The sequence below is a fragment of the Allobosea sp. TND4EK4 genome (assembly GCF_900156025.1).
Taxonomy (GTDB): Bacteria; Pseudomonadota; Alphaproteobacteria; order Rhizobiales; family Beijerinckiaceae; genus Allobosea.
This window is the reverse complement of sequence record NZ_FTMO01000001.1, coordinates 469,170-486,547: the sequence shown is the minus strand read 5'-3', so window position 1 is coordinate 486,547 and position 17,378 is coordinate 469,170. Positions and strand designations below refer to the sequence as shown.

The 17,378-nt window shown below is 66.8% G+C and carries 16 protein-coding genes; 8 read left to right on the top strand and 8 right to left on the bottom strand.

What is annotated here, in order from left to right; translation table 11 throughout:
* Window positions 1-2: 2 nt before the first annotated feature.
* Both BW981_RS02390 and BW981_RS02385 read right to left on the bottom strand, forming a co-directional pair.
* Window positions 3-482, bottom strand: a complete 480-nt coding sequence (locus BW981_RS02390; RefSeq protein ID WP_076435888.1) for a tripartite tricarboxylate transporter TctB family protein — start codon at window positions 480-482, stop codon at window positions 3-5.
* Between the two features lie 92 nt (window positions 483-574).
* Window positions 575-1,540, bottom strand: a complete 966-nt coding sequence (locus BW981_RS02385; protein WP_139333583.1) for a Bug family tripartite tricarboxylate transporter substrate binding protein — start codon at window positions 1,538-1,540, stop codon at window positions 575-577.
* 234 nt (window positions 1,541-1,774) lie between these two features.
* On the opposite strand from BW981_RS02385, the gene BW981_RS02380 reads away from it, so the two are divergent.
* The gene (locus BW981_RS02380) at window positions 1,775-3,037 is read left to right on the top strand and encodes an O-antigen ligase family protein (protein ID WP_076435886.1); all 1,263 of its coding nucleotides are present in this window, start codon (window positions 1,775-1,777) and stop codon (window positions 3,035-3,037) included.
* Complete coding sequence (gene gor / locus BW981_RS02375) at window positions 3,030-4,397, top strand: glutathione-disulfide reductase (protein WP_076435884.1); 1,368 nt, start codon at window positions 3,030-3,032, stop codon at window positions 4,395-4,397. The genes BW981_RS02380 and gor overlap by 8 nt, the downstream gene beginning before the upstream one ends.
* A gap of 35 nt (window positions 4,398-4,432) precedes the next feature.
* On the opposite strand, the gene BW981_RS02370 is transcribed toward gor, so the two are convergent.
* Window positions 4,433-5,467: an alpha/beta hydrolase gene (locus BW981_RS02370; protein WP_244560190.1), complete on the bottom strand. Its 1,035-nt coding sequence runs from the start codon at window positions 5,465-5,467 to the stop codon at window positions 4,433-4,435.
* Between the two features lie 312 nt (window positions 5,468-5,779).
* On the opposite strand from BW981_RS02370, the gene BW981_RS02365 reads away from it, so the two are divergent.
* Window positions 5,780-7,165 carry a class II 3-deoxy-7-phosphoheptulonate synthase gene (locus BW981_RS02365; RefSeq protein WP_076435882.1) on the top strand — a complete coding sequence of 462 codons (1,386 nt, stop codon included), beginning with the start codon at window positions 5,780-5,782 and terminating at the stop codon, window positions 7,163-7,165.
* Window positions 7,166-7,239: 74 nt separating this feature from the next.
* Here BW981_RS02365 and BW981_RS02360 read toward each other — a convergent pair whose 3' ends face one another.
* Window positions 7,240-8,073 (bottom strand): outer membrane protein, encoded by an 834-nt coding sequence (locus BW981_RS02360; protein ID WP_076435880.1) that lies wholly within the window; start codon window positions 8,071-8,073, stop codon window positions 7,240-7,242.
* Window positions 8,074-8,213: 140 nt separating this feature from the next.
* Here BW981_RS02360 and gltX point away from each other — a divergent pair, with 140 nt between their 5' ends.
* The gene (gltX, locus tag BW981_RS02355) at window positions 8,214-9,551 is read left to right on the top strand and encodes a glutamate--tRNA ligase (protein WP_076435878.1); all 1,338 of its coding nucleotides are present in this window, start codon (window positions 8,214-8,216) and stop codon (window positions 9,549-9,551) included.
* Window positions 9,552-9,641: 90 nt separating this feature from the next.
* Here gltX and BW981_RS02350 read toward each other — a convergent pair whose 3' ends face one another.
* Window positions 9,642-10,970, bottom strand: coding sequence for an MFS transporter (locus BW981_RS02350; RefSeq protein WP_076435876.1), 1,329 nt, complete (start codon window positions 10,968-10,970; stop codon window positions 9,642-9,644).
* A gap of 194 nt (window positions 10,971-11,164) precedes the next feature.
* A complete protein-coding gene (locus BW981_RS02345; protein ID WP_076435875.1) occupies window positions 11,165-12,295 on the bottom strand; it encodes a DUF2865 domain-containing protein in 1,131 nt (376 codons plus the stop codon).
* Window positions 12,296-12,612: 317 nt separating this feature from the next.
* Between BW981_RS02345 and BW981_RS02340 the strand changes: the two genes are divergently transcribed.
* Window positions 12,613-13,563, top strand: coding sequence for a phosphoribosylaminoimidazolesuccinocarboxamide synthase (locus BW981_RS02340; protein ID WP_076435873.1), 951 nt, complete (start codon window positions 12,613-12,615; stop codon window positions 13,561-13,563).
* Window positions 13,564-13,688: 125 nt separating this feature from the next.
* Here the strand turns inward: BW981_RS02340 and BW981_RS02335 are convergent, their stop codons facing one another.
* Both BW981_RS02335 and dctP read right to left on the bottom strand, forming a co-directional pair.
* Window positions 13,689-14,186 carry a MarR family winged helix-turn-helix transcriptional regulator gene (locus BW981_RS02335; RefSeq protein WP_076435871.1) on the bottom strand — a complete coding sequence of 166 codons (498 nt, stop codon included), beginning with the start codon at window positions 14,184-14,186 and terminating at the stop codon, window positions 13,689-13,691.
* 13 nt (window positions 14,187-14,199) lie between these two features.
* On the bottom strand, window positions 14,200-15,285 hold the full coding sequence (dctP, locus tag BW981_RS02330; RefSeq protein ID WP_076435869.1) for a TRAP transporter substrate-binding protein: 1,086 nt from the start codon (window positions 15,283-15,285) through the stop codon (window positions 14,200-14,202).
* Window positions 15,286-15,359: 74 nt separating this feature from the next.
* On the opposite strand from dctP, the gene BW981_RS02325 reads away from it, so the two are divergent.
* From BW981_RS02325 to BW981_RS02315, 3 genes are all read left to right on the top strand, one after another.
* Complete coding sequence (locus BW981_RS02325) at window positions 15,360-16,181, top strand: fumarylacetoacetate hydrolase family protein (RefSeq protein WP_076435868.1); 822 nt, start codon at window positions 15,360-15,362, stop codon at window positions 16,179-16,181.
* Window positions 16,182-16,268: 87 nt separating this feature from the next.
* The gene (locus BW981_RS02320; RefSeq protein WP_076435866.1) at window positions 16,269-16,802 is read left to right on the top strand and encodes a hypothetical protein; all 534 of its coding nucleotides are present in this window, start codon (window positions 16,269-16,271) and stop codon (window positions 16,800-16,802) included.
* A gap of 58 nt (window positions 16,803-16,860) precedes the next feature.
* A complete protein-coding gene (locus BW981_RS02315; protein ID WP_244560189.1) occupies window positions 16,861-17,370 on the top strand; it encodes a CreA family protein in 510 nt (169 codons plus the stop codon).
* The last annotated feature ends 8 nt before the right edge of the window (window positions 17,371-17,378 follow it).

The window sequence follows — 17,378 nt, the reverse complement described above, 5'->3', positions numbered from 1 at the left end:
TCTCAGAGGAACAGGCGCTCGAGCGGGCCCGACGGCAGGATCAGCGTCAGGAGCTTGGCGAAGGTCAGGAAGATGGCGAGCCCGAGGCCGAAACCGATGGCGACATCGACTGCGAAGGCCCGCCGTCCCATGCCGCGCGCTGTGCAGGAAAAGAGCAGGGCTATGGCGATGACAAAGCCGCCGCCGAGGGCGATGCAGCCGATCAGGCCAACCAGACCGCCCGCGATCCATAGCAAAGCGCCGGTATCGGCCGCTTCCGGCTGCGGCAGCCCGCCGCGGAAGGCGGTGACGAAATGGGCGAGGCCGAGGATCACGAGCCCGGTTGCGACCACATAGGGCATCGCCGTCGGGCCGATGCCATAGGTCGAGACGATGGTCTGCTGGGCTGCGTCGTAGCCGACCAGAAAGGCGACGGCCAGGAGCAGAACGCCGACGATCAGGGCCGGCTTGTCGGCGCCCCTCGCGCGAGTCTCGTTCGTCATGGTGGTCCTCGGAAGAGGGCCCGGCCGGCGCTGGGCCGGGCTGATGCGAAAGGGGCCGGTCGCCCGGCCCCGTCCTGTCGGTCGCGTCGGGCTTACTTTACCAGCCCGACTTCATGCATGACCTTCGACACGCGCTCGATCTCGGCCTTCAGGAAGGTATCGAAGGCAGGGCCGGTCAGCAACGCGTCGTCCCAGCCGCGCGCCTTGAGGATCTCCTGCCACTCCTTCGACTTGGCCATCTTGTCGACGGTGTCGGTCAGGGCCTTGGTCTGCTCGGCGGAAAGGCCGGGAGGGGCGACGACCGAGCGCCAGTTCAGCAGCTCGAGATCGATACCCTGCTCCTTGAGCGTGGGCGCATCCGGAGCATTGCCGAGCCGCTTCGGCGAGGTGACGGCGAGGACGCGCAGTTTGCCCGCCTTGATCTGGCCCTCGAACTCGCCATAGCCGGACACGCCGACCGTCACGCGCCCGCCGAGCATCGCCGCGAGAGCCTCGCCGCCGCCCGAGAACGGAATGTAGTTGATCTTCTTGGGATCGGCGCCGACCGTCTGTGCGAACAGCGCCGCGAGGATGTGGTCCGTGCCGCCGGCCGAGCCGCCGGCCCAGGTCACCTTGGCCGGATCGGCCTTGAGGCGCTCGGTCAGGTCCTTGGCGCTCTTCAGCGGCGACTCGGTCGGCACGACGATGACCTCGGCCTCCGCCGTCAGGCGCGCGATCGGCGTCACCTGCGTCAGATTGACCGGCGACTTGTTGAGCAGGATCGCGCCGACCATCACGAAGCCGTTGACCATGAGCTGGTCGCCCTGGCCCTTGGCGCCGATGAGCTGCGACAGGCCGATGGTTCCACCCGCGCCGGTGACGTTGGTCACCTGCACGCTCTTGACGATACCGGCCTGGGTCAGCGCCTGCTGCATCGAGCGCGCCGTTCCGTCCCAGCCGCCGCCCGGTGCTGCCGGGGCCATGATCTTGAGTTCATTGACCTGGGCGAGGGCCGCGGTCGAAAGCGCCGCGACGGCAAAGGCAGTCAATGCGCTGCGCTTCAGGATCGATGTCAGCATGGATTTCCTCCGCTCCGCGGCTTTGCCGCAGTTTTTACAACGTATTAAGCCCTGTGGCACCACGCCGCAGCGAGCGTCAATTGCGCCTGATTGCATAATAATGCGCATAAATACCCTTCCACCCGGGCGGGTCGCTGAGGTCGTACGCCTTTGGGATGAAGGTGACTTCGATCTCGCGATGACCGGGCTGCCGCAGGTCTGGCGCGGCGTGGGATGATCGCGTAATCCCGCCTGATGAGCCAGCCCTCTTTTCCGGCCGGCGCGGCACGCGCCCCCGCTTCGTCTTCGCGCATGGTCGCTGCCGGCATGGTGTTCATGACGCTGATGCCGCTGGCCATGTGGCTGGCGAACAGGTCCACGCCATTGCTCCTCGGGCTTGCCGCGTTTTGCTTCACTGCGGCGGCTGCGCTCGTGCCGGAAGGGCTGCGCCGGAGCTCGGCACATCTTCGCCTGCTCGTGAGCACGCCCCTCGGTATCGTGCTGTCCGCATTCCTGATCTGGTCGCTGGCCTCGATCCTGTGGAGCCACGGGCCGGCGGCATCGCTGCATGGTTGGGCCGAGCTCGCCTTGCCGATCGCTTTCACGCTCGCCATCGCGGCGTCTGGCCGATTTTCACCGTCACCTGTCTGGCTGCGGGCGCTGGCGGTCGCGATCATCCTGGCCTGCCTGCTCTGCATCGTCGAACTCGCTTCCGGCCTGTCGCAGCGCGCGGCGCTCGGCATCGGCAAACTGATGGGTTTCGTCTTCAACCGCCCCGCCATCACCGCGCTGGTGCTGGGCGTGCCGGTCATCCATGGCCTCTGGAGCCTTCCGACGCGGCGCAGCTCCGACCGGCTGCTCGCCATGGTCGTCGGGCTGGCCGTCGCCGCGTTGGCCTTGCGCTCTGAAAGCGCCTCCGCCCGGCTGGGCCTCGCGGTGTGCGTTCTGTGCTGGCCGGCAGCCTTGCTCTGGCCGCGCATGACGCGCCGTGCGATCGGCTCTGCCTTCGTTCTCACGATGTTGCTGGCACCCGTTCTGGGTATGCTCGCCCAGAATTACATGCCCTCGGCTCTGCTTAAGCGGCTGCCGCCCATGACGGGTCAGGCCCGCATCGAGATCTGGGAGAGCTTCGGCCAGGCTGCGCGCGCCAGGCCATTGTTAGGCACCGGCTTCGACACCTCGCCGACTCTCGACCGGAATCCGGTCGCGGCGCAGGTCGAGCCGGAGCGACGCCGGCTTCTGGCGGTTGGCCATCCCCACGACATGCCGTTGCAGGCCTGGGTTGAGACCGGAGCCGTCGGTGCAATTCTGATGACGTTGGCGGGATTGCTCCTGCTGACCCGGCTCGGGCGCATGCCGGCGCGCGAGGCGGCCCCGCGTCTGGCCTTGGCCGCCGCTTGCTTCGCCATTTCGGTGGTCGGGCACGGGGCATGGCAGGGCTGGTGGATTGCCGTCCTCGGCGCCTCGATCCTCTGGTTTCCCGCTCATAGGGAGCGGCAAGGAGAACACCATGGCTGACTTCGACGTCGATCTCTTCGTCATCGGAGCGGGCTCCGGCGGCACCCGCGCGGCGCGGATCGCCTCGGGCCACGGCGCCCGCGTCATGATCGCGGAGGAGGACCGGATCGGCGGCACCTGCGTGATCCGCGGCTGCGTGCCCAAGAAGCTCTTCGTCTATGCCAGCCGCTTTGCCGAGGATTTCGAGGATGCCGCCGGCTTCGGCTGGACGTTGCCCGGCGAGCCCCGCTTCGACTGGCCGACCCTTCGCGATGCCGTCGCCAACGAGGTGACGCGGCTCTCGGGCCTCTATCGCAAGGGTCTCGAAGGCGCGAAGGTCCAGATCCGCGAGGAGAGGGCGGTGGTCGAGGGACCGCATGAGGTGCGTCTCCAGAAAACCGGAGAACTGGTCCGCGCTCGCCATATCCTGGTGGCGACCGGGGGCTGGCCGACTTTCGAGCCCCCGATCCCCGGCGGCGAGCTCGGCATCTCCTCCAACGAGATCTTCCACCTGCCGCAACTCCCCAAACGCATGCTGGTGGTCGGCGGTGGCTATATCGCGCTGGAATTCGCCAGCCTGTTCGCCCGCCTCGGCGTGGCGGTGACGCTGCTCCATCGCGGCGACAACATCCTGCGCGGCTTCGACGAGGATGTGCGGGTCCGCCTGCGGGACGCCTTGAAGGAAGCCGGCATCACGCTTCGCCTCGGCTGCACCGTCGATCGCATCGAGGAGCTGCCGGACGGGTCGCGCCGCGCCCATTGCGCCCATGGCGATCCGATCGAGGCCGAGGTGGTCCTCGTCGCGACAGGCCGCCGTCCGAACACCAAGGGGCTGGGGCTGGAGGCGGCGGGCGTCAAGCTCGGACCGGTCGGCGAGGTCATGGTCGACGAGAACTCGGCCAGCTCAGTCCCCTCGATCCATGCCGTAGGCGACGTCACCAACCGCGTGAACTTGACGCCGGTCGCGATCCGCGAAGGGCACGCCTTCGCCGACAGCGTCTTCGGCGGCAAGCCGTGGACCGTGGACCACCTGACCGTCGCCTCCGCCGTCTTCACCACGCCGGAGATCGGCTCGGTCGGGCTCACGGAGCAGCAGGCCTATGCGGCAGGCTACGAACTCAGCGTCTTCGAATCCGCCTTTCGGCCGATGAAAGCGACGATCTCCGGCCGCCAGGAGCGCATCTACATGAAGCTCATCGTCGACAAGAAGAGCGACAGGGTGCTCGGCGTCCACATTCTCGGTCATGATGCGGGCGAGATCATCCAGGCCGTCGGCATCGCCGTGACGATGGGCGCGACCAAAGCCGATTTCGACCGCACCGTCGCCCTGCATCCGAGCGCGGCGGAGGAGCTGGTAACGATGCGCACGCCGCGGGCCTGAGTCCGGCGGCGGCGCTGACGACCTTTGGGCGGGCCTTATTTGGTCAGGCCCTTCTTGGTCAGCCAATCCTGGATCACCTGCGCGACCTCCAGATTGTTCTTGTCCATCATCATCATGTGCGAGTTGCCCTTGATGCCGATGGTCGGAAGGTTGACCACGTCGACCGACCCGCCGGCCGCCTTGATCTTGTCGCCGAAATCGGTGGCAGTCTTGCGGATCGCCGGCCAGCGCGCATCCTGCTCGATGTAGTCGCCGAACACCATCAGGACCGGGATATCCTTCAAGACGGCGACCGCGGCCGGGTCGCCGATTCCCGCAGGTTCCACCGCGATGAGCGCCTTCACCTTGTCCGGCCGAGCCTGTGCGACCTTGAAGCCGAACTGCCCCGACTGGCTGTGGAACGAGATCACGCAGGGGCAGACCCTGTCGACCTCGGCGATATACGCGTCGATGATCATCTGGTCGGTCGAGGTCCACCGCGGCACGATCTGCTTGACGAAGTTGTCGTAGCCCTCGGCCGGAAACTGGCTGCCGGGGAGATAGCGCCGCTTGGCGGGATCGGCATTGTAGCTGTTGGCGCCTTGTCCGATGCGGAACCGCTCGAAGGGGTTGGCCGTCGTCAGGAAGACGGGTTCGCCCGGGATGACGTCCGGATACATCGCCCAGCCGGCGCGGCCGCGCTCGACGGCATCCGAATTATAGACCGCCCAGCCCTTCCGCAGGAAGAATTCGAGCCAGCCCTGGCGCCCGTCGGGCGTCGATTCGTAGTTCACGCCGGTCATGCCGCCGCCATGCCAGAGCAGCAACGGTACCGAGCCGCGCTCATTCTGCGGCAGGAAATACTGCACATACATCTGGCCGGTCTGGTACGTCCCGTTGGGATCGACCCGCGCTGGCGTGCCGCCGGGCGTGAAGACGACGTCCTTTACCGGGCGGCCCGATATCTCGACGAGCTTTCCTCCGACATGGAACGACCCCATGCCGCGCAGCGCGAGAGGCTCCTCGGCGAGGACGCCCGAGGTCGACGACAACAGCAGCGCCGCCGCAGCGGCGAGAGAGCGAAGCAGCATGAGCGATACCTCCCGATGGCCGCCTTGATCCGGCGCCTTTGAGCCGAGGCTAGGACACCGCACGGCAAAGAGGAATTCGCTTCCCGGAGAAGCGCGGGGAAAACAGATTGGAGGCCGTCTTCTGGATCCGTGAAGCCCTGCGGCGTCGGACGTGCTCCGGCCGGCGCGAGAGAGGCTGCAGCGGAGTTGAAGGGGCGAGCGCCCCGCGGCCGCTTGCCCAAACGGTGGCCTTGGCGGCCTCTTGGGTGTATAGGCCCGCCTTCGCGCGCCCGAGGAGGGCAACCGCGCGAAGCCATGTCAGGAGCAGTACCCATGTCCGAGCGGTGGACGCCAGAGAGCTGGAGGGCCAAGCCCGCCCAGCAGATTCCGGATTATCCGGACCAGGCAGCCTTGAAGGCGGTCGAGCAGCAGCTCGCCGGCTTTCCGCCGCTCGTTTTTGCGGGCGAGGCGCGCAAGCTCAAACGGGCGTTGGGCAAGGTCGCGGCCGGAGAGGCCTTCCTGCTTCAGGGCGGGGACTGCGCGGAGAGCTTTGCCGAGCATTCGGCCGACAACATTCGCGATTTCTTCCGCCTCTTCCTGCAGATGGCGGTGGTGCTGACCTTCGCCGGCGGCTCGCCGGTGGTGAAGGTCGGGCGCATCGCCGGACAGTTTGCAAAGCCGCGCTCGGCCCCCACGGAGAAGGAAGGCGGCGTCGAACTGCCGAGCTACAAGGGCGATATCGTCAACGACATCGCCTTCACGGCGGAGGCCCGCACGCCGGACCCGCGCCGGCAGCTCGAGGCCTACCGTCAGTCGGCCGCGACGCTGAACCTGATCCGCGCCTTCGCGACCGGTGGCTACGCCAATCTCGACAACGCCCATCGCTGGATGCTGGGTTTCGTCAAGGATTCGCCGGCCTCCTCGCGCTATAATGAAATCAGCGAGCGCATCACCGAGTCGCTCGACTTCATGCGCGCCATCGGCATCGACCCGGAGGCGCATCCCGAGACGCGCACCACCGAGTTCTACACCAGCCACGAGGCGCTGCTGCTCGGCTACGAGCAGGCGATGACGCGCGTCGATTCCACCACGGGCGAATGGTACGACACCTCCGGCCACATGGTCTGGATCGGTGATCGCACGCGCCAGCTCGACCATGCCCATGTCGAGTTCTTCCGCGGCATCAGGAACCCGATCGGCCTGAAATGCGGTCCCTCGACCACCGTCGACGGCCTGCTCAAGCTGATCGAGGTGCTCGACCCGCAGAACCAGCCGGGGCGCTTGACGCTCATCGCCCGCTTCGGCGCCGACAAGGTCTTCGACAACCTGCCGGCCTTGGTGCGCGCCACCAAGCGGGAAGGGCGCAACATCGTCTGGTCCTGCGACCCGATGCACGGCAACACCGTCAAGGCCGCCAGCGGCTACAAGACGCGGCCCTTCGACCTGATCATGAGCGAGGTGAAGAACTTCTTCGCCGTCCACCAGGCGGAAGGCACCCATGCCGGCGGTCTGCATCTCGAGATGACCGGCAAGAACGTCACCGAATGCACCGGCGGCGCGCGCGGCATGACCGATGCGGACCTGAATGACCGCTACCACACGGTCTGCGATCCGCGCCTCAACGCCGAGCAGGCGCTGGAGCTGGCCTTCCTCGTCGCCGAGCTGGTCAAGCATGACCGCGCCGGACGCGTGCGGCCGCAGGTCGAGGCGGCGGAGTAAGCTGCCTGCATCTCGGAAAACGAGAAAGGCCGGGCGTGATGCCCGGCCTTTGTTTTTCGGGGATGGTCCTCGCCTCAGAACTTGAGCGCGGCTCCGACGCGAGCACTGTTGAGGTTCACCGTCACACCTTCGACGTCGTTGAAGCTGCTGAACAGGTATTCCGCGCGCACGAGGAGGTTGTCCGTCAGCGCCGCTTCGACGCCGCCACCCACCGAATAGCCATAACCCCAGACGTCCTTCTTGGGGCCGCCGATCTGGCGTGGCCAGCCTAGGTAGCTGCGGACGGGGTTCGTGCTCGCAAGCCAGTCCGATGCCACAGCGATATTGGTGTCGAAGCGACCGACGGCAGCGCCTGCGGTGAAATAGGGCATGATCCGGCCATAGGCGTAGCCCAGGCGGATGCGAGCATTGAAGTAATCGTTCAGCTTCGCATTCTGGACAGATGCGACGGCGACAGGTCCGGTACTGAGCAGCCGCGCTTCGAAGGTGGATGCCTCGGTCGATTGTCCGACCCTGCCATACTCGCCCTCGAAACCGATGATTGCATCGCCGAAAGCGAAATTATAACCCGCGAAGGCTCCGAAGGTGGATCCGCGGTCGCTGCGGGGCGAGGTGAGGACAAGCTGCCCAGGATCGAATTCGTTCAAGGCAGTTGTGCCGTTGAAGTTTCCGCGAGCGATGTCCATGACGCCCTTATCGGTGCGGAAGCGCGTCTGCGCCAGTCCGCCGAAGCCGCCGAGATAGAAGCCCTGCCAGTTGGTTGCGGAGCCCATGCTCGGCGCGAGCGGCGCGTCCTCGATTTGCGAGCCGCGCAGCACCGGATAATCGGCGGCCTGAGCCGGAGCCTGCAGCGGCACGGTCGCGAGCGTGGCGATTGCGAGCGCTGGCACGATGGAACGGATCAGCATCCTTCTCTCCCCGGCGAACGTCGATCTTACGACCTCGCCCGGGATCATTCATGCCTCGGTAACCCTAACTCCCGGTTAACGTGCAGTCTGGATGCGGCGGATCGATTGTCGCTCGCCGCCAAAAGGGTCATAAGCCGCGCATGACTTCGCTCGTCCGCTTCGCGCCGTCCCCCACCGGCTACCTGCACATCGGCAATGCCCGCCCGGCCCTGTTCAACTGGCTGTTCGCGCGCCGTCATGGCGGGCGCTTCCTGCTGCGCTACGACGACACCGACATCGCCCGCTCCAAGCCGGAATATGCCGACGCGATCGCGGAGGACCTGGCCTGGCTCGGCATCGTGCCTGACCTTGTGATCCGCCAGTCCGAGCGGCTGTCGATCTATGATGCGGCGGCGGAACGACTGCGCGCCGCCGGCCGCCTCTATCCCTGTTATGAGACGGCCGACGAGCTCGACAGGCGCCGGAAACGCCAGCTCGCGCGCGGCCTGCCGCCGATCTACGACCGCGCGGCGCTGAAGCTGACGGAAGAGCAGAAGGCGGCCTTCGAGGCGGAGGGCCGCAAGCCACATTGGCGCTTCCTGCTCGAGGCGCGCGACGTCACCTGGGACGACCTCGTGCGCGGCGCCTCCCATGTCGATTGCGCCTCGCTCTCAGATCCCGTGCTGGTCCGCGAGGATGGCAGCTATCTCTACACGCTGCCCTCGGTGGTGGACGACATCGAGACCGGCGTCACCCATGTCATCCGCGGCGAGGACCATGTCACCAACACGGCGGTGCAGGCGCAGATCTTCGAGGCGCTCGGGGCCGCATTGCCGGTCTTCGGCCACCACAACCTGCTGACGACGGCGAGCGGGGAGGGGCTGTCGAAGCGCCTCGGCCATCTCTCGCTAAGGGGCTTGCGCGACTCCGGCGTCGAGCCCCTGGCCGTCGCGGCCTTGGCAGTGCTGGTCGGAACCTCGGACGCGGTGCGGCCGGTCGCGAGCCTCGACGAGCTCGCCGGCCTCGTCGAACTCGCCCATGTCTCGCGCGCCCCGGCGAAGTTCGACGAACACGAGCTGGAGGCGCTGAGCGCCCGGACGCTGCATCAGATGCCGTATGAACGGGTCGCGGAGCGCCTCACCGAAGCCGGCATTCCGGGCGGTGAGCCGTTCTGGCAGGCGGTGCGCGGCAATCTCACGAAGCTCGATGAGGCGAAAATCTGGTGGCAGGTGGTTCAGGGCAAGGTTACGCCGGTGATCGCCGACCGCGACTTCGCGCGCAGGGCGGCAGAGCTGCTGCCGGCCGAGCCCTTCGATGCGACGACCTGGAAGAGCTGGACGCAGGGCGTCGCCGCCGCGACGGGCGCCAAGGGCAAGGCTCTGTTCATGCCGTTGCGCCAGGCACTCACCGGCCTCGATCACGGGCCGGAACTCGCGGCGCTGCTCCCGCTGATCGGGCGGGACAAGGCGCTGAAGCGGCTGGCGGGCGAGAGCGCCTGACGAAGGGTTCGTCATTCTCGGGCCAGGCAGCGGACCCGAGAATCTCCTTCAGGATAGGGAGCAGGTTTCCGAGGTGCTCGGGGCGCTGCCTCACTCGTGCCTGTCGATCGCCGAGCGGTGCTTGGTGTCGCGCATCGTCGCGTAGACCATGAGCGAGATGAAGATCATGCCGGCGAGATAGTAGTAGAACCACTGCTCGTGGCCCTGCTTCTTGAAATAGAGCGCGATCGCCGGCGCGGTGCCGCCGAAGATCGAGACCGTCAGCGCATAGGGAACCGCCACGCCTGTGGCGCGGATCGCGGTGGGGAACAGTTCCGCCTTCACCACCGCATTGATCGAGGTGTAGCCCGCGACGAAGACCCACGCGCCGCAGATCAGCAGGAAGGCGACCCAGGGCGATTTCGTCCCCGCCAGCGTGGTCAGGATCGGCACGGTCAGCAGCGTTCCTGCGATGCCGAAGAACAGCAGCACCGGCTTGCGGCCGATCCTGTCGGAGATCAGCCCGTAGATCGGCTGGAGGATCGAGGCGAAGATCAGCGAGCCGGCGATGACATAGGTCGTGACGATGTCGGAGAGGCCCACCGTCTGCTTCACGAAGGTCTGCATATAGGTGGTGAAGGTGTAGAAGGCCGCTGTGCCGCCGGCGGTCAGGCCCACCACGATCGCGACCTCGCGGGGATAGCGCAGCAGCCCCCGCAGCGAGCTTTCGCGCTTGAGGGTGCCCGCTTCCTTTGCCTTCTGGAACGACTCGGTCTCCTCCATATGTCGGCGCATGAACAGCGCGATCACGGCCAGCAGCGCGCCGATCACGAACGGGATGCGCCAGCCCCAGGCGACGAGCTGGTCATGCGTCAGGAAAACGTTCTGCAGCAGGAGGAGGACCAGGATCGCGGTGAGCTGCCCGCCGATCAGCGTGACGTATTGGAAGCTCGAATAGAAGCCGCGATGCTCCGGATCGGCGATCTCGGTGAGATAGGTCGCGCTCGCTCCGTATTCGCCGCCGAGGCTCAGGCCCTCGATGATCCGCGCCAGCGCCAGCAAGGCGGGGGCCGCGAAGCCGATCGAGGCGTAGGTCGGGGTGAAGGCGATGATCAGCGAGCCGAAGCACATCATCAGCACCGACAGCGTCAGCGACAGCCGCCGCCCGTAGCGATCGGCGAGATGGCCGAAGAGCCAGCCGCCGACCGGCCGCACGATGAAGCCTGCCGCGAACAGCGTCGCGGCGTTGAGCTGCTGCACGACGGGGTCGGTCGAGGGAAAGAAATGCGGCGCGAAATAGAGCGCGAAGGCGGTGTAGGCGTAGAAATCGTACCATTCGACGAGGTTGCCGACAGAGCCGACGAAGATCGCCTTGATCCGCCGCTCTGCATCCGCGAGCTGGATCGGGTGCGGATGAGCCGTCGTTTCGCTGTTCGACATGGTGGTGCCTGAGGCTGGGGAGCGTCAGGGACGGTCTCGCAACCGCCAGGTTGCATCGGGACGCGATCTGGCGGCCTCCCGGAGGGCGCAGAAGGCGACGTTATGAGACTCTTCCGCGCATGCGTCCAGCGCCGAAATGCGCCATTTGGCGCGGTGCGGCCTGAGCTGAGTGCATGGAACAGACAGCCGGCCGCTCAGGGCCTGACGAGCTGCGGGCTGAGATTCGGCGCAAGGTTCGGCGCGACGATCCGCACGGTCCGGCGCTCGCCGGTGACGCTGCGCGATTCGCTCTTCAGCCCATCCTTCTTGTCGAGGGTCTTCTCGGTGATCGTTTCGGGCCCGACGCCGGCGGATTCGGTGCCGGATGTCGGAGAGTTCTCGGAGGGCATCGGCTTTTCGTCCTCGGGCGCGGTCTGGGCCTGAGCGGGAGCAGGTGCCGGTTGACTGGCCGCGCCGCGGCGCTTGGCATCCGCCTTGGGGTCGGCTTTGGGGCGCGACAGTTCGGCGGCCCGCTGCTCGGTGACGATGACGTCGCCCTTGCGCTTGTCGAGCAGGTATTCGGCGTTCTTCAACGCCTCCGACCAGCTTTGCCCTTGGCCCCGGCAGGTGCAGCTCGCATCGAAAGAACGCACATATTTGCCGGCGTTGGGCAGCGAGGAATAGGGCTGGCCTGTCGAGCGCGAAGCCGCGTTCTGGATGTCGCCACCGGCGCTCATGCCGAAGGCCGTGGTCTGGGAGCCCGGGCACAGTGCCTGGCACATCTCGTCGGCATTGCCGCTGTTGTTGGCGAGCGGGAAGAAATAGCCATCGCATGCCCGCACGCAGACCGTCTGCGGGCCGCCGAGCCGTGGCTTTTCCGGCTCGGTGGCCGGCTGCTCCGGGTCGAGCTCGGGGATGGTCGAATCGACGCCGCCGGGGCCGGGGTCCCGGCCGAAGATCGTGTCGAAGAAGCCGCGCGGACGAGCGCTGCAATTGTTGCTGATCGCGGCGGCAAGCTGCGCACGACGCTGCTCGACGCCGCCACCCTGCGCCTGGCGTTGGAGAGCGCCATATTGCGCCTGGAGATTGCCCATCTGCGCGCGGATGCCGGCGCATTGCGGCGGCGCGCCTTGGCCGAACAGGGTGAAGCCGCGGTCGCAGCCCATGCCGCGATACTGCTCGTTGAGTTGGCCGAGCTGGGCGCCGATGCGCTGGGCAGCCTGCGCTGCGCGGGCATCGCCCCCGCTGCGGCCCTGAAGGCTTGCCAGCTCCGAACGCCAGGCGTCGCAGGACGGGGACTGCGCCGCCGCGGCTCCGCTGAGGGCTGCCAGCGTCAGGAGCGTCATGCCGAAGCATCGGGACAATCGCAGCATCATCGCAAGTCGGGTCACGTCATCCAGTGTCGGAAGCCGGCCCTGGGGCCGAGCCATCCTGCCGAGAACACCCGCCAAACGAGACGGAACTATGGAGCGAGCCTTGCGGCCCATCGGCGCGGGCACGCCGGCCGGACCGCGTGTCCGCATGCCACATCCTTAACGGCGCAGCAATCCGGGGGATGGCCATGCGCGAGGAGTGGTGGAAAACGGCACCCTTCGCTAGAAGACCTTGCCGGAGGCTGTGCCCCGGCTTTCCGATCCGCCGCCGCAAGAGGCGAGAGCCAAGCATGTCCGCATATCTGCCTCTTCACGAAGCCGTCATTCCGGAGCTGCCGAACTATTACCGCGGCAAGGTGCGGGAGAACTACGATCTTCCCGACGGGCGGCGCATCCTGATCTCGACCGACCGGCTCTCGGCTTTCGACCGGGCCATCGCCGCGATCCCGCTCAAGGGCCGCGTGCTGACGCAGACGGCCCGCTGGTGGTTCGAGCAGACGGCCGACATCTGCCCCAACCATGTGCTGGAATACCCCGACCCGAACGTCGTCGTCGGCAAGCGGCTCGACATTCTCCCGGTCGAGATGGTGGTACGCGGCTATCTCGGCGGCACGACCGGGACCTCGATCCTGACCATGTACAAGCAGGGTCGGCGGGAGATGTACGGCATGACCTTTCCCGATGGCCTGCGCGACAACGAGGTGCTGCCGCAGCCGGTCATCACCCCGACGAGCAAGGCCTTCGACGGCGGCCATGACGAGCCGCTCTCGCCCGCCCAGATCGTCGAAAGCGGGCTGGTAAGCCGTGAGCAGTGGGACAGGCTCTCGGCCTATACGTTGGCCCTCTTCGCGCGCGGCCAGAAGCTCGCCAGCGAACGCGGCCTCATCCTGGCGGATACCAAGTACGAGTTCGGCACGGACGCCGCGGGCAACATCCTGCTGGCCGATGAAATTCACACGCCCGATTCCAGCCGCTACTGGTTTGCGGAAAGCTACCCCGAGCGCTTCGCAGCCGGCGGCAAGCCGGAGTCCTTCGACAAGGACTTCGTCCGCAACTGGGTGGTCGCCCGTTGCGACCCTTATACGCAGGACCTGCCGGAGATTCCGCAGGAACTGATCGACGAGACCTCGGCGGTCTATGTCCGCGCCTTCGAGACGATTACCGGCCAGGCCTTCGACTACCCGCCCGAGGGCGAAGACCCGCAGCAGCGGATCAGGGCGAATCTGGCGAGGTATTTCTGAGGCTGGGCAGAAGCCTGTCGTCATGGCGAGCGCAGCGAAGCCACCCAGGGCATGGAACCTGGCCGTTCAGCCACTCCCCTGGGTTGCTTCGTCGCTCCGCTTTGCGATGACGGTTGCTGCGGGTGCTATGACCCGTCTTCCTCGCGATAATTGCCCGCGAGATGGCGCCCGCGCTCGGTCAGCGTCGAGAGCACCCGCTCGAAGATCGTGAGCTCGTCCGGGGCGATGCCTTCGATCCAGCGGGCCTCGAAGCCGAGCGCCAGCGGGACGATCTGATCGTAGACGCGCTTGCCGGCCGAGGTCAGCTCGACGAAGGATTCGCGCCGGTCCTGGCGGTTCTCGGAGCGCGAGACCAAGCCACGTTTTTCAAGCTCGGTGACCGCACGCGACACCTTGGTCTTGTGCATCTGGGCGAGCTCGCCGATGTCGCGCGAGGTCAGCTTGCCGAACTCGCCGAGCTGCGCGACGACCCGCCATTCCGGGATACCGATGCCGAAATGAGCCCCGTAGATGCGCCCCAGCGCCCGGCTCGCGAAGGAGCCGACGACGTTGAGGCGATAGGGGAGGAAGCGCTCGAGCCGGAGCGCCTGCTCTTCGGTATCGGATGGCGGCTGCGTCGACATCTCCGCTCCCGGCTCAGCGCGCCTTCAGGCGGTTCATGAAGGTGTCGTAGGAGAGCTCGCCGAGCTGCCACCACAGCAGGTTCTCGCCCCGGAACGCGACCATCGACTCGTAGCCCTTCTTGAAGTCCGGGCTCTTGGCGCTGGTTTCGGCGTAATACTCCTCCGCCGCCTTCAGGGCCGCTTCCATCACCGGCAGCGGGAAGCCGCGCAGCTGCGCGCCCTGCGCCACCAGCCGGCGCAGGCCGCCCGGATTCACGAAGTCGTATTTGGCGAGCATCCAGTTGTTGGCTGCCTCGCAAGCCTGCTGAACGATGGCCTGGTAATGCTTGGGCAGCTTGCCCCAGGCCTCCTTGCCGATGATCAGGTGCAGCATCGCGCCGCCCTCCCACCAGCCGGGATAGTAGTAGTACTTGGCGACGCGGATGAAGCCGAGCTTCTCGTCGTCATAGGGGCCGACGAACTCCGCCGCGTCGATCGAGCCGCGCTCCAGCGCCGGATACACGTCGCCGGGCGCGATCTGCGTCGGCACCACGCCGAGCTTGGCGAGCACCTGCCCGCCCATGCCGCCGATGCGGAACTTCAGCCCCTTGAGGTCGTCGACGCTCTTCAGTTCGCTGCGAAAGAAGCCGCCCATCTGGCAGCCGGAATTGCCGCAGGGGATGGAGTAGGCGTTGAAGCGGTCGAGCACGCCGTTGACGATCTGCTCGCCGCCGCCGAAATACCACCAGCTGTGCTGCTGGCGGGCATTCAGCCCGAAGGGGATGCCGGTGCCGAGCCCGAGTGTCGGGTCCTTGCCGATGTAGAAATAGGTCGGCGAATGGGCGCATTCGACCGTGCCGGAGGAAACGGCGTCGAGCGCCTGCAGGCCGGGCACGATCTCGCCGGGCGCGAAGACCTGGATCTCGAAATTCCCGTCGGTCGCCTCGGAGACAAGTTTCGAGAACTGCTGGGCCGTACCGAAGATGGTGTCGAGCGACTTCGGAAAGCTCGAGGTCAGCCGCCATTTCACCTGCGGTTGCGACTGGGCGAGTGCCGGCATCGCGATGGGCGCGGCGGCCGCGGCAAGAGCCCCGGTTTTCAAAAACGTCCGACGTTCCATATGGTCTCCTCCCGAGGCTTTTTCCGAAAGCCCGTTGGCTTCTTATTGGCGCGTCCCGGAAGGAATGGAAAGAGATGAAACTCGCTTCCCTCGCTCATGGTCGGGACGGTCGCCTTGTCGTCGTCTCGAAAGACCTCACCCGCGCCACGGACGCCTTTCCCGTCGTCGCGACCCTGCAGGCCGCGCTCGACGATTGGGAGCGGCTGGCGCCGCGCCTGGCGGACCTCGCCGAGGGGCTGGAGCACGGCTCCGTTCCGTCCTTCCGCTTCCATGAGCACGACTGCGCCGCGCCGTTGCCGCGCGCCTATCGGCGCTTGGTCCGGGAAGGGGAGGGGGCACTGACGGAGGCGGCTGGCGATCTGTCGGTCGGACCGCGCCAGCCCGCCCGGCTGGGCGCCGAGGAAGGCAGCGATTCGTCGGCCGGCATCGCGGTGATTACCGGCGAGGTGGCGATGGCAGCCTCGGCAGGAGAGGCCTTCGGTGCGATCCGGCTGGTGATGCTCACATGCCATGTGAAGCAGATGAATCAGGATGCGAGCCGATCCGCGCAAGCCGCTGGAACGACTCGCTCCGTCGCACCGATGACGCTCTCGCCGGTCGCGGTGACGCCGGACGAACTCGGCGCCGCCTGGGTCGATGGCGGGAAGGCGCTCGCCGTGAATCTACAGCGCAACGGGGCTCTCACGCCTGTTCCGGTCCCGATGGCGATCGGAGGCTTGCTGGCCGGCGCCGCCGGCTCGCGCCCGTTGAGCGCAGGCACGGTGGTGGAGGTTTTCCCCGCATCCCCTACGACAACGACCCTGCGTTTCGGCGATACCATTCGCGTCGCGATGAAGGATGCGGACGGTCATTCGATCTTCGGTGCGATCGAGCAGGAGATCCTCCCCGAGGCCTGATGGGGCTCGGCTTGGCGTCGGCGCCCGCGCCGGATAACCTGCCGTCTTAAGATCCGCCCTTGAGACTGTCGCGAGCGCCGAGCCATCATGATCGACCCCGTGCCGTTCTACACGACGACCATCCCGCTGGCCTTTTTCATCTGGGGGCCGGTCTTCGTCGTGGTGCTGTACTGGCTCGTCGGCTTCTGGTCGAACCGCCAGGGCGTTCCCCGCATGCTGGAGAGCGACTGGGACGGCTACAGCGTCGCCGATGTCGAGAAGCTCTTCGGGCTCTATGGCGAGGCGACGCGCGCCCGCTATCGCAACCGCGTGCTGCCGGCCGATGTCGCCTGCGCCTTCACCTATGCCATCGTCGGCGCGGTGATCGTCGCCGGCCTTGCCCTTCGCGGCCAGCCCTGGTGGATCGCGGCGCTTTGTGGCGGCGGCTGGCTGATCGGCGGGCTCTGCGATGTCGCCGAGAACATCGCCGTGGCCCGCCTGCTCGACCGCTACCCCACGGTGGCCGAGGGCGACGTCGCCTTGGCAAGCGGCATGACGCGGCTGAAGCTGGTCTTCTTTTCGCTGGGTGTCGTCGGTGCGCTCGTTGCCGCCTGGCTCGTCTTCAAGCCTCTGGCGGCGTGACCGGCGCGTCGCCATATCGTGCCTGCGCGCCGCTGAGCGCGGCATGATGGAGATTGAGATGCGCCTGCCCGTCCTTCTGTCCGCGATTGCGGCCGTCTGCCTCGCCTCCGCCGTGCCGGCGATGGCGCAGGAGGACCTGATCTTCAAGAAGTCGACGGTCTGGAAGGCGCTGACGCCCGACGACAAGCTCGCGGTCTATGGTGTCGACGACCCCGTGGTCGAAGGCGTCGCCTGCCATTACACCGTTCCTGAACGGGGTGGGGTCAAGGGCATGCTGGGCGTCGCCGAGGAGGCTTCTGACGCTTCCCTCGCCTGCCGGCAGATCGGGCCGATCAAGTTCAAGGAAAAGGCCGATCAGGGCGACGTCGTCTTCCGCGAGCGGCGGTCGCTGATCTGGAAGAAGATGCAGATCGTCCGCGGCTGCGACGCCAAGCGCAACGTGCTGGTCTACCTCGTCTACACCGACAGGCTGATCGAGGGCTCGCCGAAGAACTCGACCTCGACCGTGCCGATCATGCCCTGGGGCGCGGCGGCGGACGTTCCCAAATGCGGCGACTGGATCCGGTGAAGAGGCGA